Genomic DNA, 17,626 nt, shown 5'->3' with positions numbered 1-17,626 from the left:
AAAAAAAGGATAAGCTTTTAGGCCTATCCTTTTACAATTATTAAAATTTAATAACAATGCGCTATTCTTCCGAATCATCTGTTTGCGTTTCAGTGACAGCAACCGGTGCCGTATCGGCCTTTTTGCTTCTACCTCGTCTTGTGGATTTCTTTTTCTTGGGTTTGCCCGCATTGTAGATTTCATTGTAATCTACCAATTCGATCATCGCCATATCGGCGTTATCACCCAATCTGTTGCCCAACTTAATGATTCGTGTATACCCTCCAGGACGGTCTCCCACTTTTTCAGCAACGTTGCTGAACAACTCGGTCACCGCGTATTTATCCCTAAGGTTTCTAAATACGATACGCCTATTATGGGTCCCCTTTTCCACGGTAGGGTTGTTTTCTGCCTTCGACTTGGTAATCAAGGGCTCTATGAATTGCTTTAGCGCCTTGGCCTTGGCCACCGTTGTATTGATCCGCTTATGTTCTATTAAAGAACAGGCCATATTTGCCAACATCGCCTTTCTGTGCGCGGCCTTTCTTCCTAAATGATTGACTTTTTTCCCGTGTCTCATCGTGCTTTACTATATATTTCCTTCGGTTTCAATGGACCAACCCACTTTCCGGAGGTAAATTAATCCTTATCTAATTTATATTTTGAAAGATCCATTCCGAAACTCAGCCCCTTGTTGATGACTAATTCTTCCAACTCGGTCAAAGACTTCTTACCAAAGTTTCTGAACTTCATCAAATCATTTTTGTTGAAAGAGACCAGGTCTCCCAGGGTATCTACTTCGGCGGCCTTTAAACAGTTTAGGGCCCTGACCGATAGGTCCATATCTACCAATTTGGTCTTCAACAACTGACGCATGTGAAGCGACTCTTCATCATAGGTCTCCGTTTGGGCTATTTCATCGGCCTCCAAAGTAATACGCTCGTCAGAGAAGAGCATAAAGTGATGGATCAAAACTTTTGCCGCTTCGGTCAGTGCATCCTTTGGGTGTATGGAACCGTCGGAAACAATTTCAAAGACCAGTTTTTCGTAATCGGTCTTTTGCTCCACACGGAAGTTCTCTATACTGTACTTTACGTTTTTAATTGGTGTAAAGATAGAATCTACCGCAATGGTACCTAAGGCCGCATTGGATTTCTTGTTTTCCTCCGCCGGTACGTAACCCCTTCCCTTTTCAATGACCAACTCCATGTTGATGCTTACCTTAGGGTCCATATTGCAAATGACCAGGTCAGGATTTAATACTTGAAACCCTGAAATGAATTTCTGGAAATCCCCAGCGGTCAATTGCTCCTTACCGCTTACGGAGATGGACACGGCTTCATTGTCCACGTCCTCTATCTGTCTTTTAAACCGTACTTGCTTAAGGTTAAGGATAATTTCCGTAACATCTTCCACGACGCCGGAAATAACCGAAAACTCATGTTCCACTTTATCTATTCGAACCGAAGTAATAGCAAAACCTTCCAATGAGGAAAGCAAAACCCTTCGCAAAGCGTTCCCAACAGTCAATCCATAGCCAGGTTCCAAAGGGCGAAATTCAAACTTCCCCTCAAAATCTGAGGAATCAATCATTATTACTTTATCCGGTTTCTGAAAATTAAATAATGCCATATTGGATCAGTGTTGTTTTTATTTAGAGTATAACTCCACAATTAGTTGTTCTTTGATATTTTCTGGAATCTGGATCCTTTCTGGAATGGAGACATAAGTGCCTTCTTTCTTTTCAGTGTTCCAAGTAATCCATTCATACACACTGCTATTGGCTGCAAGTGCATCCTGGATGGTCTGAAGGGATTTGGATTTTTCCCTTACGCCAACAACATCACCTGCTTTTAAGGAGTAGGAAGGTATGTTCACCAATTCACCATTTACGGTAATGTGCCTGTGGGATACCAATTGTCTTGCCCCGCTTCTGGTCGTGGAAATACCCATTCTGTATACCACATTATCCAATCGCGATTCGCACAATTGAAGTAAAACCTCACCGGTTACTCCCTTGCTCCTGTTTGCTTTAGCGAATAAATTTCTAAATTGGCGCTCCAAAATACCGTAGGTGTATTTTGCCTTTTGCTTTTCCATCAACTGAACAGCGTATTCGGATTTTTTTCCTCGACGTCTGTTCTGGCCGTGCTGCCCTGGAGGGTAATTTTTCTTCTCGAAGGACTTGTCTTCCCCGAAAATCGTTTCCCCGAACTTACGGGAAATCTTAGTCTTTGGTCCTGTGTATCTTGCCATCTTCTTTAAATTTGGAAATGTGATTATGAATTAAGGCTTATCCTTCGATAATCGTAACTACATCTCCTGTGAAAATCCGTTCTAACGGACTATTGGTTACTATTGATTTATACTCTTCTTCTTTTGGGAGGTCTACAACCGTTGTGCGGCATTGGAGTAACATCGATAATCTCTGTTACCTCGATACCCGAATTGTGTATGGAACGAATTGCGGATTCCCTACCGTTACCCGGTCCTTTGACGTAGACCTTCACTTTTCTCAATCCGGCCTCATGTGCTATTTTGGCACAATCTTCCGAAGCCACTTGCGCAGCGTAGGGCGTGTTCTTCTTAGAGCCCCTGAAACCCATTTTACCGGCAGAAGACCATGAAATGACATCGCCTTTCTTATTGGTAAGGGAAATAATGATATTGTTGAAAGAAGCTGTAATATGGGCCTCTCCCACGGAGTCTACGATAACTTTACGTTTCTTTGCCGCTTTTGTACCTGTCTTTGCCATAATACCCTACTTATTATTTCGTTGCTTTTTTCTTGTTGGCAACCGTTTTTCTTTTTCCTTTTCGTGTCCTGGAGTTGTTCTTGGTCCGTTGTCCCCTAAGTGGCAGACCAGACCTGTGACGAATGCCTCTATAGCATCCGATGTCCATTAAACGCTTAATGTTCAACTGGGTTTCGGAACGCAGTTCCCCCTCAATGGTGTACGAAGAGACTGCATCACGGATACGGCCAATTTCATCATCGTTCCAGTCCGATACCTTGGTATCTTCATTCACCTGCGCCTTATCCAAAATTTCCTTGGCCCTACTTTTACCGATACCAAAAATGTAGGTGAGGGCAATGACCCCTCTTTTCTGTTTTGGTATGTCTATACCTGCAATTCTTGCCATAATTACCCTTGTCTTTGTTTAAATCTAGGATTCTTTTTGTTGATTACGTACAACCTGCCTTTCCTACGTACAATTTTGCACTCGGCACTTCTCTTCTTTATTGATGCTCTAACTTTCATCCTATTACTATCTTAATATCTATATGTAATTCTTGCCTTGGTCAAATCGTACGGGCTCATCTCTAACTTCACTTTGTCCCCTGGAAGTAACTTGATGTAATGCATGCGCATTTTTCCAGAGATATGTGCCGTAACCACGTGACCATTCTCCAATTCTACTCGGAACATTGCGTTTGACAATGCTTCGATGATGGTTCCGTCTTGCTCTATCGCTGCTTGTTTAGCCATTTTTTAGTTATCGGTTTTGGTTATCAGTTTCTGCTTTCTAAATCTTCTTCCCGTTCCGCTTCAACATCAAACGCGCACTTCCCTGTTATTTTATGCTACTTTTCTGTTCTTTCCAGTTTTCATTAATCCATCATAATGCCTGTTCAACAAATAGGAATTTACTTGTTGTACGGTATCTATGGCCACACCTACCATGATCAAGAGCGATGTACCTCCATAAAATAGGGCCCATCCCGCCTGAATATCCATTAATTTCACCACAACGGCCGGTAAGACCGCCAACAACGCCAGGAAAACAGATCCCGGCAGGGTGATCAATGACATAATCTTATCAAGGAAATCACCTGTTTCCTTTCCAGGTCGTATGCCGGGAATAAAGCCCCCACTTCTTTTTAAATCATCGGCCATCTTATTGGTAGGTACCGTAATCGCCGTATAGAAATAGGTGAATATGATGATCAACAGGCCAAACAGGATATTGTAGGCCAAACCAAAGATGTCCTGGAACTGTACTTCCATCCATTGCCCAACAGCCGTATCGTTGAACGTTTTTCCCAGCAGGCCGGGCACAAACATGATCGCCTGGGCAAAGATGATCGGCATTACTCCGGAAGCGTTCAGCTTTAACGGGATATACTGCCTAGAGCCCATGATGTTCTTTTCGTATCCTCCCGAAGCGGTTCGTCTGGCATATTGTACGGGTATCTGACGTTGTGCCATTACCAACAACACACTTGCCAAAATAACCACAAACCATATGATTACTTCAATGAGCATGAACATGAGTCCGCCCGTATTATTTGTAGTCCTTGAAACAAATTCCTGAACAAAGGACTGTGGCATGGTGGCAATGATCCCGATCATGATCAACAGGGATATCCCGTTGCCAATTCCTTTATCGGTAATTTTTTCTCCCAACCACATGGCAAAAACACAGCCTGTGACCAATATGATCACGGAAGGTATAATGAAATTCAGTCCCTTACCCAATAGGAATGCGCTGTCTGGCACTCCTAGGGCACTTAAGCTATAGAGGTAGGCAGGGGCCTGAACAATACAGATCCCTATGGTAAGCCATCTGGTAATCTGGTTAATGGTCTTTCTTCCGCTCTCGCCTTCCTTCTGTAATTTCTGAAGGTATGGAATAGCGATTCCCATTAACTGGACCACGATGGATGCAGAAATATAGGGCATGATCCCAAGCGCAAAAACAGAGGCATTGGCAAAAGCACCTCCGGTAAATGCGTTCAAAATTCCCAAAATTCCCTGATCCGTTCCCGTGCTATCCGCCAGTCCTGCCAGTTGGGCCGTATCAATACCTGGAAGCACCACTTGTGCACCAAAACGGTACACCACAAGCAAACCAAGGGTCACAATGATCCTGCCCCTTAGTTCTTCGATCTTCCAAATATTGGATAATACCTCTAAAAATTTCTTCATAATCCAATTATCCTTCTAAGCTTATCGCCTCTCCACCCGCAGCTTCAATGGCCGCTTTGGCGCTGGCGGTAAATTTATGTACCGATATTTTTAGGGAAGCCTTTAGTTCACCACCTCCCAAAATTTTCACCAAATCATTCTTATGTGCCAATCCATTGGCTACAAGGGTATCCAAAGTCACGGCGTCCTTCACCACTTTTTTATCTACCAATTCCTGTAATTTGTCCAAATTGATGCCGGTATATTCCTTTCTATTGATGTTGGTAAACCCAAATTTGGGCACACGTCTTTGTAAAGGCATTTGCCCGCCCTCGAAACCAATCTTTTTAGAATATCCAGACCTGGACTTAGCCCCTTTGTGTCCTCGGGTAGCTGTTCCTCCTTTACCGGATCCCTGCCCCCTACCTATTGTCTTTCCGGCCTTTTGGACGCTGCCTTTTGCTGGTTTTAGGTTACTCAAATTCATCGCACTAGTATATTAAGCTTCTTCTGTAGAAACTAGGTGTTTAACTTTATTTATCATCCCAAGGATATTGGGTGTGGTATCATGTTCTACCACCTGGCCAATCTTGCGCAATCCCAGTGCCTCCAGGGTCCTTTTCTGGTTCTGTGGTCTTTTGATACTGCTCCTTACCTGTTTTACTTTGATCTTTCCCATAATATCCTCTCGATTTATCCTTTAAAAACTTTTTCTAAAGAAATACCTCTCTGTTTTGCAACCGTCATGGCGCCCCTTAACTGCAAGAGTGCATCAAAGGTAGCTTTTACTACATTGTGCGGGTTGGAAGAACCTTGGGACTTGGACAGTACATCGTGTACACCTACTGCCTCCAATACGGCCCGTACGGCTCCACCGGCAATAACTCCGGTACCGTGCGATGCAGGCTGTATATAAACACGGGCACCACCGAACTTTCCTTTTTGCTCATGGGGTAGGGTGCCTTTGTTCAAAGGAATCCTTACCAAGTTCTTTTTAGCGTCCTCAATGGCCTTGGCAATGGCTGTGGCTACTTCCTTGGATTTCCCCAAACCGTGACCTACCACACCATTCTCATCGCCTACTACGACAATAGCGGAAAAACCAAAGGCTCTACCACCCTTGGTAACCTTGGTAACCCTTTGAACACCAACCAAGCGATCCTTTAACTCCAGACCTCCCGGCTTTACAGTTTCTACATTTTTGTATTTCTGGTACATACTATTATTTAAAATTTAAGTCCCGCTTCCCTTGCGCCTTCCGCCAGTGATTTTACTCTTCCGTGGTATAAACAACCTCCTCGGTCGAAGGCCACGGTCTCTATACCTGCTTTTTTGGCCTTTTCGGCAATTGCCTTGCCTACAAGTCCTGCAATTTCTGTTTTGGTCCCCTTGGCCTTATCCAGTTCTTTATCCCTAGAAGAGGCCGAAGCCAAGGTAACACCGTTATTGTCGTCTATTACTTGGGCATAAATCTCCTTATTGCTCCTAAAAACGGACAATCTGGGTCTTGCCGCAGTTCCAAAGGAAACCTTTCTGATTCTCCTTTTAATACGTTGTCTTCTTTCGGTCTTTGATAATCCCATAATGCTGCTGATTAAGCTGATTTACCTGCTTTTCTTCTTAATTGCTCTCCCACGAACTTGATTCCTTTTCCTTTATACGGCTCCGGCTTGCGGAACGATCGTATTTTGGCAGCTATCTGCCCTACCAACTGCTTATCGTGCGAGGTAAGTTTTATAGTTGGATTCTTTCCTTTTTCCGAGGTGGTTTCGATCTTCACTTCGGGTGCAAGGTTCATCACGATATTATGTGAAAAACCCAATGCAAGGTCCAATTTCTGCCCTTGGTTGCTAGCTCTGTATCCAACACCTACCAACTCCAATTCCTTGGTCCATCCCTTGGAAACTCCTTCGATCATGTTGCTTACCAAGGACCTGTAAAGACCGTGTTTGGCCTTGTGTTCCTTGGAGTCCGATGGTCTTGTGATCCAAACCTGTCCGTCCTCGACCTTTACCGATACAGCGGAAAATTCCTGAGTAAGTTCTCCCAATTTACCTTTGACGGTAATAATATTATCTTGGACCTCAACGGTCACTCCCTCGGAAATCGCTACTGGATTGTTACCTATTCTAGACATTACTCTAACTCTTTTACTATATTAATAGACGTAGCATAAAACTTCACCGCCCACATTTTCCTTTTTTGCCTGCTTGCTGGTCATTACGCCATGGGAGGTAGATACTATAGCTACGCCCAAACCGTTGAGTACCCTAGGCAAATCATCGGAACTTGCATACTTGCGAAGCCCCGGCCTACTTATGCGCTGTATTTTCTTAATTACAGGTTCTTTGGTAAGCCTATCATACTTTAGGGCAATCTTAATGATGCCCTGCACTTCGTTCTCCTCGAATTTATAACTCAAAATATAGCCTTGATCGAACAATATTTTGGTTACTTCCCTCTTTAAATTGGAAGCAGGTATTTCCACTACCCTATGGCCCGCTCGGCTGGCATTCCTAATTCTTGTTAAATAATCTGATATAGGATCTGTAAACATCTCTTTACTTTTTAACGTATTACCAACTTGCTTTTTTCACCCCGGGAATCAATCCCTTATTGGCCATTTCCCTGAACATTACCCTAGAAACTCCAAAGGTTCTCATATATCCTTTGGGTCTTCCCGTCAACTTACAACGATTGTGCATGCGCACGGGAGAGGCGTTCTTTGGCAGCTTCTGTAATGCCTCGTAATCACCGGCTTCCTTTAACGCCTTGCGCTTTGCGGCATATTTGGCTACGGTCTTTGCTCTCTTGACTTCGCGGGCCTTCATTGATTCTTTAGCCATACTAATTCTTTTTAAAGGGTAGTCCTAATTCGGTTAATAATGATTTTGCTTCCTTATCGGTACCAGCGGAAGTGACAAATGTAATGTCCATTCCGTTGATCCTGTTGATCTTATCGATATTGATCTCGGGAAAAATAATTTGCTCGGTAACGCCCAAATTGTAATTTCCACGGCCATCGAACCCGGTAGCCCTGATTCCCTGAAAATCCCTTACCCTGGGTAAAGCACTGGTAATCAATCTATCCAAAAACTCGTACATCCTTTCACCGCGAAGGGTAACTTTGGCCCCTATGGGCATTCCCTTACGCAACTTAAAGGCGGCGACGTCCTTTTTGGACACTGTGGAAACAGCCTTTTGACCGGTGATGTTGGTCAGCTCGTCCACGGCATAATCGATTAGTTTTTTATCCGCTACAGCTGCACCTACGCCCCTGCTCACAACTATCTTTTCCAGTTTGGGCACTTGCATTACATTTTTGTAACCAAATTCTTCCCTGAGCGCCTTGATCACGCGCTCCTTATACTCTTGCTTTAATCTTGGAACGTACCCCATAACTAAATAACTTCGTTGGATTTCTTGGAAAACCTTACTTTCTTACCATCCCTTACTTCATATCCTACCCGTGTGGTCTCTCCAGACTTTGGATCGATCAACGCCAAGTTGGAAATATGCAAAGGAGCTTCTTTCTTTACAATGCCACCCTGAGGGTTCTTTGCACTGGGCTTCTCATGCTTGGACACCATATTGGCGCCTTCCACAATTGCTTTGTTCTTTTCACGGTCTACGCGAACCACTTTACCTTCGACCCCTTTGTGGTCCCCAGCAATGATCCTGACCGTATCCCCTGTTTTTATCTTCAATTTTGTCATCTCTACTAGTATGTTAAAGCACCTCCGGGGCCAATGATACGATTTTCATAAATTGCTTGTCACGAAGTTCTCTTGCGACCGGGCCAAAAACACGTGTACCCCTCATTTCCCCAGTGGGGTTCAACAACACACAGGCGTTGTCATCAAAACGTATATACGAGCCATCGGGTCTGCGCACTTCTTTTTTGGTACGTACTACCACAGCTGTGGAAACGGCTCCCTTTTTTATGGTTCCGTTCGGCGCAGCTTCCTTTACGGTAACCACGATCTTGTCCCCGACGGAAGCGTACCTCCTTTTGGTACCTCCCAGTACACGTATGGTAAGCACTTCCTTTGCCCCTGTGTTATCCGCTACCTTTAATCTAGATTCTTGCTGTAACATAATTATTTAGCTCTTTCAATGATTTCAACTAATCTCCAACACTTGGTCCTACTCAACGGACGGGTCTCCATAATTTTAACGGTATCCCCGATATTGCAGTTGTTTTCCTCATCGTGCGCAACATATTTTTTCGTTTTCAAAACGAATTTACCATACATAGGGTGCTTTACACGCTTAACTTCGGAAACCACTATCGATTTCTCCATTTTGTTACTGGTAACAATACCTACTCTCTCTTTTCTTAAATTTCTATTTTCCATAAAGCAGAACCGATTATTGTAAGTCCCTTTTTGTTAATTCAGTTGCCAATCTTGCTACCGTTCTTCTCACTTTTCTGATTTGAAGCGGGTTTTCCAACGGAGTAACGGAATGTGCCATTTTTAAATCTGCGTGTTGCTTTTTAAACTCGGCCAATTTTTCATTTAGCTCCTCAACTGATAATTCTTTTATTTCCGATTGTTTCATGATTCCTTACAATTAAAAATTAGCCCGCGTAGTCCCTGGCAACAATAAACTTTGTTTTTACGGGCAGTTTCTGTGCCGCTAGGCGCAATGCCTCCTTGGCCACATCAATGGGCACACCGGCCACCTCGAACATAATTCTGCCTGGGGTAACGACTGCCACAAAATATTCGGGGGCACCCTTACCTTTACCCATACGTACCTCCAAAGGCTTTTTCGTAATGGGCTTATCCGGGAAAATCTTGATCCATAATTGCCCTTCCCTTTTCATATAGCGGGTAGCAGCAATACGCGCAGCCTCGATCTGACGTGAGGTGATGAACTTGGAATCCAAGGATTTGATGCCGAACATTCCGTTTGAAAGTTGATGTCCTCTTCCGGAAATCCCTTTCATACGTCCCTTTTGCGCTTTACGAAACTTGGTTCTTTTTGGCTGTAACATTTCTTCTTACTTCTTTAAAAAATTACTTTCTACGACGTTGCGGTTTCTTGCCTCCTTCTTGCTTGCCTCCTTTTCCTTGGCCTTTGGACATCCCTACCAAGGGAGAAAGTTCTCTCTTCCCGTAAACCTCGCCTTTCATGATCCAAACCTTGATTCCCAATCTACCATAGGTGGTATGGGCCTCGTGCAATGCGTAATCGATATCTGCCCTAAAGGTGGATAAAGGGATCCTTCCGTCCTTGTACGATTCCGAACGTGCCATTTCTGCACCGTTCAAACGTCCCGATATCATTATTTTTATCCCTTCAGCGTTCATCCTCATGGCAGCGGCAATGGCCATTTTAATGGCGCGCCTGTACGAAATTCTGTTCTCTATTTGGCGTGCAACGCTTGCTGCTACTAGATTTGCATCTACCTCGGGCCTTTTGATCTCATAAATATTGATCTGGACCTCTTTATCGGTAATCTTTTTAAGTTCTTCCTTTAACTTATCTACTTCCTGGCCTCCTTTACCGATGATGATACCGGGTCTGGCCGTTGTAATGGTAACTGTGATAAGCTTTAGGGTACGTTCAATGATTACCCTGGACACACTGGCTTTTGCCAAACGCGCATGAACATATTTTCTGATCTTATCGTCTTCGGCCAATTTGTCGCCATAGTCATTTCCTCCGTACCAGTTGGATTCCCACCCCCTGATAATTCCTAGACGATTTCCGATTGGATTTGTTTTTTGTCCCATACTAAATGCTCTAGCTTTGTGTGTTATTGTTAGATCCCAACACCAAGGTTACGTGATTGGAACGTTTTCTAATTCTATGTGCCCTTCCCTGTGGTGCAGGTCGCAAACGTTTAAGCATACTCCCTCCATCCACACGGATCTCCTGGATAAAAAGATCGGCATCCTCTATATTGGCATCCTCATTCTTGGACTGCCAGTTGGCAATAGCGGAAAGCAATAATTTCTCTACTTTGCGAGACGCCTCTTTCTGACTAAACTTTAAGATGGCAAGTGCTTTTTCTACTTGTACCCCTCTGACCAAATCCGCCACAAGACGCATTTTCCTGGGTGAGGTAGGGCAATTGTTCAATTTAGCGAATGCCACTTGCTTTTTCTCTGCCTTCAATCTTTCGGCCATTTGTCTTTTTCGAACTCCCATAGCTTACTTTTTTCCTTTATTTTTTGCACCGGCATGACCGCGGAAAGACCGCGTTGGTGAAAACTCACCCAGTTTGTGCCCCACCATATTTTCAGTAACATATACGGGCACAAATTGTCTCCCGTTATGAACAGCTATGGTCTGGCCAACGAAATCCGGCGTTATCATAGAAGCCCTGGACCAGGTTTTAATAACCGTCTTCTTTCCAGATTCTACATTCTGATGGATCTTTTTCTCTAAGCTATAGTGAACGTAAGGTCCTTTTTTTAATGAACGTGCCATTTCTTTTGCTTTTTATTTCTTTCTACGTTCTATGATATACTTATTGGTGTCTTTGGTCTTGGAACGTGTCCTGTATCCTTTTGCAGGAACACCGTTCCTTGATCTTGGATGACCACCGGAAGCCCTGCCTTCACCACCGCCCATGGGGTGATCCACTGGGTTCATGGCAACAGGTCTTGTTCTTGGCCTTCTGCCCAACCACCTACTTCTACCTGCTTTACCGGAAACGATCAATTGATGATCCGAGTTGGATATCGCACCTACCGTAGCCAAACAATTGGCCAAGATCAACCGGGTTTCCCCTGAAGGTAGTTTTACGGTAGCAAACTTTCCTTCCCTGGCCATCAATTGGGCAAAGGCACCGGCACTACGTGCCATAACGGCACCCTGGCCGGGTCGCAGTTCGATGCATGAAATGATAGTTCCCAAAGGGATTTCGTTCAAGGGAAGTGCATTCCCAATGTCGGGAGTTGCGTTCTTACCGGACGAGACCTTCTGATCTACCTGAAGCCCGTTTTGGGCCACGATATAGCGCTTCTCGCCATCAGTGTATTCCACCAAAGCGATAAATGCCGTTCTGTTGGGATCGTACTGAATGGATTTCACCGTAGCCTCTACACCTTGCTTATCCCTTTTGAAATCGATAACACGATACCTTCTCTTATGACCCCCGCCTTTGTAGCGCATGGTCATTTTTCCTTGACTGTTTCTACCTCCCGACTTTTTTAACGGAGCGAGCAAGCTCTTCTCCGGCTTATCAGTAGTAATCGCGTCAAATCCGTTTACTACTCTAAAACGCTGTCCGGGAGTGATTGGTTTTAATTTTCTAACTGACATTTCTTGTCTTTATAGATTACTGTAAAAATCAATAATATCACCTTCCGCTACATCCACTATTGCCTTTTTATAAGCGTTGGTCTTACCGTGCTGCACACCTGTTTTGGTGAAGCGCGTCTTACGCTTGGGCCCATAGTTCATGGTACGAACCTTTTCTACGGAAACCCCGTAGGTAGCTTCGACCGCATCTTTGATCTCAAGCTTGTTCGCCTTTGGGTCAACAACGAAACCATAACGATTGAACAACTCGCCATCGGCGGTCATCTTTTCGGTAATAATCGGTTTTATCAACACACTCATCGTTTCCCTATTTATTTAAGTTCGATTCTATTCCTTCCAAGCAACCTTCAAGAAGCACAATATTATTTGCATTTAATATTTTGTAAGTGCTTAATTCTGAATTAGTTATAACCTCAGAACGCTCCAAATTGCGTGACGACAAATATACGTTATTATTTGAATCGCCCAACACAAATAAAGATTTTTTGTTTTCCAGTCCCAACGACTTTAAAACCTGGATAAAATCCTTGGTTTTGGGCGCTTCAAAATTGAAGTCCTCAACAACCAAAATGGCATCCTCTTTTGTCTTTAAACTCAAAGCCGACCTTCTGGCCAAACGCTTCAAGTTTTTGTTCAATTTTTGTGTGTAATCCTTGGGTCTTGGTCCAAAAATTCTACCACCTCCACGAAAAATTGGAGACTTGATACTACCTGCACGGGCAGTACCGGTTCCTTTTTGTTTTTTGATCTTTCTTGTACTACCTACAATTTCCGCACGCTCTTTTGACTTGTGCGTTCCTTGCCTTTGGTGTGCCAAATACTGTTTCACATCCAAATAAATGGCATGGTTGTTAGGTTCTATCGCGAAAACAGCATCAGAAAGGTCTGCCTTTCTCCCTGTTTCTTTTCCCTTGATATCTAAAACTGCTACCTTCATTACTTCCTAATAGTTACATAAGCGTTCTTATGACCGGGAACACAGCCTTTTACGACTAAAAGGTTCTTTTCCGGAACAACTTTTAAAACTCTAAGGTTTTGAACGGTCACTTTTCCTCCACCCATTCTTCCGGCCATTTTCATCCCTTTGAATACCCTTGCAGGGTAGGATGCAGCACCGATCGAACCTGGAGCCCTTAACCTGTTGTGTTGTCCGTGCGTCGCCTGACCAACACCCGCAAAACCGTGTCTCCTTACCACACCTTGGAAACCTTTTCCCTTGGAAGTGGCCGAAACATCCACAAATTCTCCTTCTACAAATAGATCTACGCCTAGCGTATCTCCCAATTTGTATTCTCCTTCATAACCTTGGAACTCAACGACTTTTTTCTTGGGAGAAGCACCTGCTTTTTTGAAATGGCCGGTCTCGGCCTTGTTTGCACGTTTTTCTGCCTTGTCATCGAAACCAAGCTGAAGGGCACTGTACCCGTCTACCTCTTCGGTTCTGACTTGGGTAACCACGCATGGTCCAGCTTCGATGACGGTACATGGAATGTTCTTTCCATTTTCGTCAAAAATGCTGGTCATACCTACTTTTTTTCCTATTAACCCAGACATATTTATATTTAATTAACTATTAATTACTCTTTTTGTATTTGCCGATTATTTGGCAAAAAAACAGGGTCAAAAATACTTCAACCCTGATCGTATTTTTTCACCGTTTTTCCTTCGCGAAACGCTCCGGACATGTCATCCGCTTTTCCAGAAAGCGAATCAATAACTAGACCTTTATCTCCACCTCAACACCGCTGGGAAGCTCTAGCTTCATAAGGGCGTCGATGGTTTTGGATGAGGAACTGTAAATATCCAAAAGTCTTTTGTACGAGCTCAATTGGAACTGCTCCCTAGATTTTTTGTTTACGTGCGGCGAACGCAGCACGGTAAAAATCTTTTTGTGTGTTGGCAAAGGAATTGGCCCTGTTACAACAGCTCCCGTGGTCTTTACCGTTTTAACGATCTTCTCGGCAGACTTGTCCACCAAGTTGTGATCATATGATTTTAATTTTATTCTGATTTTTTGACTCATCTTACAAAATTTAAACGGTTGTTACCCCTTTTGCTACTTTAATTACCTCTTCTGCAATATTGGTCGGTGTCTCCGCATAATGATCAAACTCCATTGTGGAGGTTGCCCTACCGGAAGACAGGGTTCGCAATGAGGTAACGTAACCGAACATTTCTGCAAGTGGCACGGTAGCTTTGATTACCTTGGAACCGGCTCGGTCCGACATATCGCTGACCTGGCCTCTCCTTCGGTTAAGGTCGCCCACAATATCACCCATATTTTCCTCTGGGGTAAGCACCTCCAATTTCATAATCGGTTCCATAATGACCGCTTTGGCGGCTTTGGCAGCCTCCTTATAACCCAACTTGGCGGCAAGTTCAAAGGACAACTGATCCGAATCCACATCGTGGTATGAACCGTCTGTAAGGGTCACTTTCATGGAATCCATTTCGTAGCCGGCCAAAGGACCGTTCTTCATGGCCATCTTAAAGCCTTTTTCTACAGAAGGAACAAATTCCTTGGGGATGTTACCCCCTTTGATCGCGGAAACAAATTCAAGACCGCTTTTGCCTTCCTCAGCAGGTTCCATGGTAAATACGATATCGGCAAATTTACCACGACCACCGGTTTGCTTCTTATAGATTTCCCTGTGGTTGGCAGTGGCCGTAATGGCCTCCTTGTATTCTACCTGAGGTTGTCCTTGGTTCACCTCTACCTTAAATTCACGTCTAAGACGGTCTACGATGATATCCAAATGTAGTTCGCCCATTCCAGAGATAATGGTCTGCCCGGAGGCCTCATCGGTCTTCACCTGGAATGTAGGGTCCTCTTCGGCCAATTTGGCCAGTGACATGCCCAATTTATCAATATCGGCCTTGGTTTTAGGTTCCACGGCAATACCGATTACAGGATCTGGGAAATCCATACTCTCCAAGACAATCGGATGTTTTTCATCAGACATGGTATCCCCAGTCTTGATATCCTTAAATCCTACTGCAGCACCAATATCACCTGCTTCGATATAATCGATGGCATTTTGTTTATTGGAGTGCATTTGATAAATCCTTGAGATTCGTTCCTTTTTGCCGGAACGGTTATTCAATATGTAAGATCCGGCGTCCAAACGGCCAGAATAAGTTCTAAAAAATGCCAGGCGCCCTACAAAGGGATCGGTGGCAATCTTAAAAGCCAAGGCAGAAAACGGCGCCTTAGCATCGGGCTTTCGGCTTATCTCGTTCCCGGTGTTGGGATCTGTTCCCACAATATCCTCCTTATCCAAGGGAGAAGGCAAATACCTACAAACCGCGTCTAAAAGAAACTGAACACCTTTGTTCTTAAAGGAAGAGCCACAGATCATTGGAATAATGGCCCTGTCCATCACAGCAGCCCTCAAGGCGGCATGTACTTCTTCTTCGGTAATGGAATCTTCGTCCTCGAAGAATTTTTCCATTAAGTTTTCGTCGTATTCCGCAACCGCCTCGATCAAAGCGGCCCTGTATTCTTTGACTTCAGCTTCCATTTCGGAAGGAATATCGACCACATCAAAGGTAGATCCGAAGTTATCCTCATGCCATACAATGGCCCTGTTTTTTGCCAGATCAACAATGCCTTTAAAATCAGCTTCGTCACCTATGGGCAACACAATGGGCACAGCGTTGGATCCCAACATGGTCTTCACCTGGTTGCATACCATCAAAAAGTTAGATCCCTGGCGGTCCATTTTATTGACAAACCCTATACGTGGCACCTTGTAGTTATCGGCCAACCTCCAGTTGGTCTCAGACTGGGGCTCTACCCCGTCTACCGCACTGAACAAGAAAACCAAACCATCAAGAACCCTCAAAGATCGGTTTACTTCCACCGTAAAATCCACGTGGCCGGGAGTATCGATAATATTAAAGTGATATTCTTTGGCATCTGCGGTTGGCTTTCCGTTTTCGGTAGGAAACTGCCATTCACAAGTAGTGGCTGCCGAAGTAATGGTGATTCCACGCTCCTGCTCTTGTTCCATCCAGTCCATCGTGGCAGCACCATCGTGCACCTCGCCAATTTTATGGCTTACGCCCGTATAGAAAAGTATACGTTCTGTAGTAGTGGTCTTGCCCGCATCAATATGCGCAGCAATACCTATATTTCTAGTAAATTTTAAATCCCTTGCCATTACTGATAATTAAAATCTAAAGTGAGAGAATGCTTTATTGGCTTCTGCCATTTTATGGGTGTCCACTCGTTTTTTAACCGCTGCGCCTTCTTCCTTGGCAGCCGCTAGTACCTCTGCAGCCAACTTTTGCGCCATGGATTTTTCGTTTCGCTTGCGCGCAAAGCTGATCAACCATTTCATGGCTGTAGAAATTTTGCGGTCCGGACGTATTTGCATCGGGATTTGAAAGGTGGCCCCACCTACTCGCCTGCTTCGTACCTCCACATGTGGCATTACATTGGAAAGTGCATCCTTCCACAATTCCAAAGCAGATTTTTCATCATCTGTTTTCTTCTCCTCTACGATATCAATGGCATCGTAGAACACTTTAAAGGCGATGGACTTCTTTCCATCCCACATTAACATATTCACAAAACGCGTAACCAACTGGTCGTTAAACTTGGGGTCTGGTAAAAGTGGTCGCTTTTTAGCTTGCTTTTTTCTCATGTCTTCTCTTTAAAGTTCGAATTACTTTTTAGGGCGTTTTGCACCATACTTAGATCTGCGTTGGGTTCTTCCGGCAACACCGGCCGTATCCAAAGCACCTCTGACGATATGATACCTCACACCTGGTAAATCCTTTACCCTTCCGCCTCTTACTAATACTATCGAGTGCTCCTGTAAATTGTGTCCTTCCCCAGGAATATACGCGTTCACTTCCTTCCCATTGGTCAACCTTACACGGGCAACTTTGCGCATTGCCGAGTTCGGTTTTTTGGGCGTGGTAGTATAAACACGCGTACAAACCCCTCTACGTTGAGGACACGAATCCAAAGCAGCCGATTTACTCTTCTTAGTAATTGTGGCCCTTCCTTTTCGTACTAATTGTGAAATTGTTGGCATACTATATTATATATGTATAAACTTTTACCCTCTTTTAAGGGCTGGCAAATGTAGTAATTATTCATAATATTTCAAATCCATTCAGATTAATTTTCCATGTTTTTTTCCGGGCAGGAAATTATGCCCTCAAAATTGCCAAAAATCCCTGTCCTTATACCATATTATATATATAGCCTTGGGAACTTTCTATCCCAAAGCCAAAACCACTGACTTTTTACATGGATGTGAAGCTGCTTTGCACACCTAAAAGCACCTCTATTTTTTAGGAATTATCCAATTCCCAATTAGGAATACCCAAAAATGCGTTATTGCGATTTTTTAACAAAACTGAGTGCTAAAGTTGTATTATTAACCAATCTGCTAAAATTTTATTAAAATTAGTTTGGATTATTAACATGAAATTGTGATTTT

Annotated in this window: 32 protein-coding genes; all 32 read right to left on the bottom strand. The window is 43.8% G+C overall.

The window, feature by feature from the left end; genetic code table 11:
- Positions 1–61: 61 nt before the first annotated feature.
- Entirely contained in the window at positions 62–559 is a 498-nt protein-coding gene (gene rplQ, locus ACRD67_RS11250) for a 50S ribosomal protein L17 (RefSeq protein WP_430967244.1), read from the bottom strand.
- A gap of 59 nt (positions 560–618) precedes the next feature.
- Positions 619–1,611, bottom strand: coding sequence for a DNA-directed RNA polymerase subunit alpha (locus ACRD67_RS11245; RefSeq protein ID WP_430967243.1), 993 nt, complete (start codon positions 1,609–1,611; stop codon positions 619–621).
- 18 nt (positions 1,612–1,629) lie between these two features.
- Positions 1,630–2,235 (bottom strand): 30S ribosomal protein S4, encoded by a 606-nt coding sequence (gene rpsD / locus ACRD67_RS11240; RefSeq protein WP_430967242.1) that lies wholly within the window; start codon positions 2,233–2,235, stop codon positions 1,630–1,632.
- 107 nt (positions 2,236–2,342) lie between these two features.
- Complete coding sequence (gene rpsK, locus ACRD67_RS11235) at positions 2,343–2,735, bottom strand: 30S ribosomal protein S11 (protein ID WP_430967241.1); 393 nt, start codon at positions 2,733–2,735, stop codon at positions 2,343–2,345.
- Positions 2,736–2,748: 13 nt separating this feature from the next.
- Entirely contained in the window at positions 2,749–3,123 is a 375-nt protein-coding gene (gene rpsM, locus ACRD67_RS11230) for a 30S ribosomal protein S13 (protein WP_430967240.1), read from the bottom strand.
- 2 nt (positions 3,124–3,125) lie between these two features.
- Positions 3,126–3,242: a type B 50S ribosomal protein L36 gene (ykgO, locus tag ACRD67_RS11225; protein ID WP_013621733.1), complete on the bottom strand. Its 117-nt coding sequence runs from the start codon at positions 3,240–3,242 to the stop codon at positions 3,126–3,128.
- Between the two features lie 12 nt (positions 3,243–3,254).
- Positions 3,255–3,470 (bottom strand): translation initiation factor IF-1, encoded by a 216-nt coding sequence (gene infA / locus ACRD67_RS11220; RefSeq protein WP_011710675.1) that lies wholly within the window; start codon positions 3,468–3,470, stop codon positions 3,255–3,257.
- A gap of 90 nt (positions 3,471–3,560) precedes the next feature.
- Complete coding sequence (secY, locus tag ACRD67_RS11215; protein WP_430967239.1) at positions 3,561–4,910, bottom strand: preprotein translocase subunit SecY; 1,350 nt, start codon at positions 4,908–4,910, stop codon at positions 3,561–3,563.
- A 7-nt stretch (positions 4,911–4,917) separates the two neighbouring features.
- On the bottom strand, positions 4,918–5,376 hold the full coding sequence (gene rplO / locus ACRD67_RS11210; protein ID WP_430967238.1) for a 50S ribosomal protein L15: 459 nt from the start codon (positions 5,374–5,376) through the stop codon (positions 4,918–4,920).
- Between the two features lie 12 nt (positions 5,377–5,388).
- Positions 5,389–5,568, bottom strand: a complete 180-nt coding sequence (gene rpmD, locus ACRD67_RS11205; RefSeq protein WP_430967237.1) for a 50S ribosomal protein L30 — start codon at positions 5,566–5,568, stop codon at positions 5,389–5,391.
- A 14-nt stretch (positions 5,569–5,582) separates the two neighbouring features.
- Complete coding sequence (gene rpsE / locus ACRD67_RS11200; RefSeq protein WP_430967236.1) at positions 5,583–6,107, bottom strand: 30S ribosomal protein S5; 525 nt, start codon at positions 6,105–6,107, stop codon at positions 5,583–5,585.
- 8 nt (positions 6,108–6,115) lie between these two features.
- Positions 6,116–6,472 carry a 50S ribosomal protein L18 gene (gene rplR / locus ACRD67_RS11195; RefSeq protein WP_430967235.1) on the bottom strand — a complete coding sequence of 119 codons (357 nt, stop codon included), beginning with the start codon at positions 6,470–6,472 and terminating at the stop codon, positions 6,116–6,118.
- Positions 6,473–6,483: 11 nt separating this feature from the next.
- Complete coding sequence (gene rplF / locus ACRD67_RS11190) at positions 6,484–7,026, bottom strand: 50S ribosomal protein L6 (protein ID WP_430967234.1); 543 nt, start codon at positions 7,024–7,026, stop codon at positions 6,484–6,486.
- A 21-nt stretch (positions 7,027–7,047) separates the two neighbouring features.
- Positions 7,048–7,446, bottom strand: coding sequence for a 30S ribosomal protein S8 (rpsH, locus tag ACRD67_RS11185; RefSeq protein ID WP_430967233.1), 399 nt, complete (start codon positions 7,444–7,446; stop codon positions 7,048–7,050).
- A 19-nt stretch (positions 7,447–7,465) separates the two neighbouring features.
- Positions 7,466–7,735 (bottom strand): 30S ribosomal protein S14, encoded by a 270-nt coding sequence (gene rpsN, locus ACRD67_RS11180; protein ID WP_430967232.1) that lies wholly within the window; start codon positions 7,733–7,735, stop codon positions 7,466–7,468.
- A gap of 1 nt (position 7,736) precedes the next feature.
- Positions 7,737–8,288, bottom strand: coding sequence for a 50S ribosomal protein L5 (rplE, locus tag ACRD67_RS11175; protein ID WP_430967231.1), 552 nt, complete (start codon positions 8,286–8,288; stop codon positions 7,737–7,739).
- A 2-nt stretch (positions 8,289–8,290) separates the two neighbouring features.
- Positions 8,291–8,605: a 50S ribosomal protein L24 gene (gene rplX / locus ACRD67_RS11170; protein ID WP_430967230.1), complete on the bottom strand. Its 315-nt coding sequence runs from the start codon at positions 8,603–8,605 to the stop codon at positions 8,291–8,293.
- A gap of 13 nt (positions 8,606–8,618) precedes the next feature.
- Positions 8,619–8,987: a 50S ribosomal protein L14 gene (gene rplN, locus ACRD67_RS11165; protein ID WP_411031145.1), complete on the bottom strand. Its 369-nt coding sequence runs from the start codon at positions 8,985–8,987 to the stop codon at positions 8,619–8,621.
- A gap of 2 nt (positions 8,988–8,989) precedes the next feature.
- On the bottom strand, positions 8,990–9,247 hold the full coding sequence (gene rpsQ, locus ACRD67_RS11160) for a 30S ribosomal protein S17 (RefSeq protein ID WP_430967229.1): 258 nt from the start codon (positions 9,245–9,247) through the stop codon (positions 8,990–8,992).
- Positions 9,248–9,260: 13 nt separating this feature from the next.
- Positions 9,261–9,452 carry a 50S ribosomal protein L29 gene (gene rpmC / locus ACRD67_RS11155; protein WP_430967228.1) on the bottom strand — a complete coding sequence of 64 codons (192 nt, stop codon included), beginning with the start codon at positions 9,450–9,452 and terminating at the stop codon, positions 9,261–9,263.
- 19 nt (positions 9,453–9,471) lie between these two features.
- Positions 9,472–9,891 (bottom strand): 50S ribosomal protein L16, encoded by a 420-nt coding sequence (gene rplP, locus ACRD67_RS11150; RefSeq protein WP_430967227.1) that lies wholly within the window; start codon positions 9,889–9,891, stop codon positions 9,472–9,474.
- 22 nt (positions 9,892–9,913) lie between these two features.
- Entirely contained in the window at positions 9,914–10,633 is a 720-nt protein-coding gene (rpsC, locus tag ACRD67_RS11145) for a 30S ribosomal protein S3 (RefSeq protein ID WP_430967226.1), read from the bottom strand.
- A 10-nt stretch (positions 10,634–10,643) separates the two neighbouring features.
- Positions 10,644–11,051: a 50S ribosomal protein L22 gene (gene rplV / locus ACRD67_RS11140; protein WP_430967225.1), complete on the bottom strand. Its 408-nt coding sequence runs from the start codon at positions 11,049–11,051 to the stop codon at positions 10,644–10,646.
- A gap of 3 nt (positions 11,052–11,054) precedes the next feature.
- On the bottom strand, positions 11,055–11,333 hold the full coding sequence (rpsS, locus tag ACRD67_RS11135) for a 30S ribosomal protein S19 (protein ID WP_430967224.1): 279 nt from the start codon (positions 11,331–11,333) through the stop codon (positions 11,055–11,057).
- A 12-nt stretch (positions 11,334–11,345) separates the two neighbouring features.
- Positions 11,346–12,170 (bottom strand): 50S ribosomal protein L2, encoded by an 825-nt coding sequence (rplB, locus tag ACRD67_RS11130; RefSeq protein WP_430967223.1) that lies wholly within the window; start codon positions 12,168–12,170, stop codon positions 11,346–11,348.
- Between the two features lie 9 nt (positions 12,171–12,179).
- A complete protein-coding gene (rplW, locus tag ACRD67_RS11125; RefSeq protein ID WP_430967222.1) occupies positions 12,180–12,470 on the bottom strand; it encodes a 50S ribosomal protein L23 in 291 nt (96 codons plus the stop codon).
- A 7-nt stretch (positions 12,471–12,477) separates the two neighbouring features.
- Entirely contained in the window at positions 12,478–13,107 is a 630-nt protein-coding gene (gene rplD / locus ACRD67_RS11120) for a 50S ribosomal protein L4 (protein ID WP_430967221.1), read from the bottom strand.
- Complete coding sequence (gene rplC / locus ACRD67_RS11115) at positions 13,107–13,724, bottom strand: 50S ribosomal protein L3 (protein ID WP_430967220.1); 618 nt, start codon at positions 13,722–13,724, stop codon at positions 13,107–13,109. Before rplC ends, rplD begins: the two co-directional genes overlap by 1 nt.
- A gap of 163 nt (positions 13,725–13,887) precedes the next feature.
- On the bottom strand, positions 13,888–14,193 hold the full coding sequence (gene rpsJ / locus ACRD67_RS11110; protein WP_007094989.1) for a 30S ribosomal protein S10: 306 nt from the start codon (positions 14,191–14,193) through the stop codon (positions 13,888–13,890).
- A 10-nt stretch (positions 14,194–14,203) separates the two neighbouring features.
- Complete coding sequence (gene fusA / locus ACRD67_RS11105) at positions 14,204–16,333, bottom strand: elongation factor G (protein WP_430967219.1); 2,130 nt, start codon at positions 16,331–16,333, stop codon at positions 14,204–14,206.
- Between the two features lie 9 nt (positions 16,334–16,342).
- Positions 16,343–16,819 carry a 30S ribosomal protein S7 gene (gene rpsG, locus ACRD67_RS11100; protein ID WP_430967218.1) on the bottom strand — a complete coding sequence of 159 codons (477 nt, stop codon included), beginning with the start codon at positions 16,817–16,819 and terminating at the stop codon, positions 16,343–16,345.
- 21 nt (positions 16,820–16,840) lie between these two features.
- Positions 16,841–17,215, bottom strand: a complete 375-nt coding sequence (gene rpsL, locus ACRD67_RS11095; protein WP_013305196.1) for a 30S ribosomal protein S12 — start codon at positions 17,213–17,215, stop codon at positions 16,841–16,843.
- Positions 17,216–17,626: the final 411 nt, after the last annotated feature.

It is taken from the genome of Eudoraea algarum, assembly GCF_050589645.1.
Taxonomy (GTDB): Bacteria; Bacteroidota; Bacteroidia; order Flavobacteriales; family Flavobacteriaceae; genus JBNGOQ01.
The sequence above is the reverse complement of the archived record's forward strand: the minus strand, read 5'-3'. Positions and strand labels throughout refer to the sequence as shown.

Bases quoted from the DNA above. Each gene is read 5' to 3' on its own strand.
- rplQ (WP_430967244.1), bottom strand. From the start codon at position 559: ATGAGACACGGGAAAAAAGTCAATCATTTAGGAAGAAAGGCCGCGCAC.
- ACRD67_RS11245 (WP_430967243.1), bottom strand. From the start codon at position 1,611: ATGGCATTATTTAATTTTCAGAAACCGGATAAAGTAATAATGATTGAT.
- rpsD (WP_430967242.1), bottom strand. From the start codon at position 2,235: ATGGCAAGATACACAGGACCAAAGACTAAGATTTCCCGTAAGTTCGGG.
- rpsK (WP_430967241.1), bottom strand. From the start codon at position 2,735: ATGGCAAAGACAGGTACAAAAGCGGCAAAGAAACGTAAAGTTATCGTA.
- rpsM (WP_430967240.1), bottom strand. From the start codon at position 3,123: ATGGCAAGAATTGCAGGTATAGACATACCAAAACAGAAAAGAGGGGTC.
- ykgO (WP_013621733.1), bottom strand. From the start codon at position 3,242: ATGAAAGTTAGAGCATCAATAAAGAAGAGAAGTGCCGAGTGCAAAATT.
- infA (WP_011710675.1), bottom strand. From the start codon at position 3,470: ATGGCTAAACAAGCAGCGATAGAGCAAGACGGAACCATCATCGAAGCA.
- secY (WP_430967239.1), bottom strand. From the start codon at position 4,910: ATGAAGAAATTTTTAGAGGTATTATCCAATATTTGGAAGATCGAAGAA.
- rplO (WP_430967238.1), bottom strand. From the start codon at position 5,376: ATGAATTTGAGTAACCTAAAACCAGCAAAAGGCAGCGTCCAAAAGGCC.
- rpmD (WP_430967237.1), bottom strand. From the start codon at position 5,568: ATGGGAAAGATCAAAGTAAAACAGGTAAGGAGCAGTATCAAAAGACCA.
- rpsE (WP_430967236.1), bottom strand. From the start codon at position 6,107: ATGTACCAGAAATACAAAAATGTAGAAACTGTAAAGCCGGGAGGTCTG.
- rplR (WP_430967235.1), bottom strand. From the start codon at position 6,472: ATGGGATTATCAAAGACCGAAAGAAGACAACGTATTAAAAGGAGAATC.
- rplF (WP_430967234.1), bottom strand. From the start codon at position 7,026: ATGTCTAGAATAGGTAACAATCCAGTAGCGATTTCCGAGGGAGTGACC.
- rpsH (WP_430967233.1), bottom strand. From the start codon at position 7,446: ATGTTTACAGATCCTATATCAGATTATTTAACAAGAATTAGGAATGCC.
- rpsN (WP_430967232.1), bottom strand. From the start codon at position 7,735: ATGGCTAAAGAATCAATGAAGGCCCGCGAAGTCAAGAGAGCAAAGACC.
- rplE (WP_430967231.1), bottom strand. From the start codon at position 8,288: ATGGGGTACGTTCCAAGATTAAAGCAAGAGTATAAGGAGCGCGTGATC.
- rplX (WP_430967230.1), bottom strand. From the start codon at position 8,605: ATGACAAAATTGAAGATAAAAACAGGGGATACGGTCAGGATCATTGCT.
- rplN (WP_411031145.1), bottom strand. From the start codon at position 8,987: ATGTTACAGCAAGAATCTAGATTAAAGGTAGCGGATAACACAGGGGCA.
- rpsQ (WP_430967229.1), bottom strand. From the start codon at position 9,247: ATGGAAAATAGAAATTTAAGAAAAGAGAGAGTAGGTATTGTTACCAGT.
- rpmC (WP_430967228.1), bottom strand. From the start codon at position 9,452: ATGAAACAATCGGAAATAAAAGAATTATCAGTTGAGGAGCTAAATGAA.
- rplP (WP_430967227.1), bottom strand. From the start codon at position 9,891: ATGTTACAGCCAAAAAGAACCAAGTTTCGTAAAGCGCAAAAGGGACGT.
- rpsC (WP_430967226.1), bottom strand. From the start codon at position 10,633: ATGGGACAAAAAACAAATCCAATCGGAAATCGTCTAGGAATTATCAGG.
- rplV (WP_430967225.1), bottom strand. From the start codon at position 11,051: ATGGGAGTTCGAAAAAGACAAATGGCCGAAAGATTGAAGGCAGAGAAA.
- rpsS (WP_430967224.1), bottom strand. From the start codon at position 11,333: ATGGCACGTTCATTAAAAAAAGGACCTTACGTTCACTATAGCTTAGAG.
- rplB (WP_430967223.1), bottom strand. From the start codon at position 12,170: ATGTCAGTTAGAAAATTAAAACCAATCACTCCCGGACAGCGTTTTAGA.
- rplW (WP_430967222.1), bottom strand. From the start codon at position 12,470: ATGAGTGTGTTGATAAAACCGATTATTACCGAAAAGATGACCGCCGAT.
- rplD (WP_430967221.1), bottom strand. From the start codon at position 13,107: ATGAAGGTAGCAGTTTTAGATATCAAGGGAAAAGAAACAGGGAGAAAG.
- rplC (WP_430967220.1), bottom strand. From the start codon at position 13,724: ATGTCTGGGTTAATAGGAAAAAAAGTAGGTATGACCAGCATTTTTGAC.
- rpsJ (WP_007094989.1), bottom strand. From the start codon at position 14,193: ATGAGTCAAAAAATCAGAATAAAATTAAAATCATATGATCACAACTTG.
- fusA (WP_430967219.1), bottom strand. From the start codon at position 16,333: ATGGCAAGGGATTTAAAATTTACTAGAAATATAGGTATTGCTGCGCAT.
- rpsG (WP_430967218.1), bottom strand. From the start codon at position 16,819: ATGAGAAAAAAGCAAGCTAAAAAGCGACCACTTTTACCAGACCCCAAG.
- rpsL (WP_013305196.1), bottom strand. From the start codon at position 17,215: ATGCCAACAATTTCACAATTAGTACGAAAAGGAAGGGCCACAATTACT.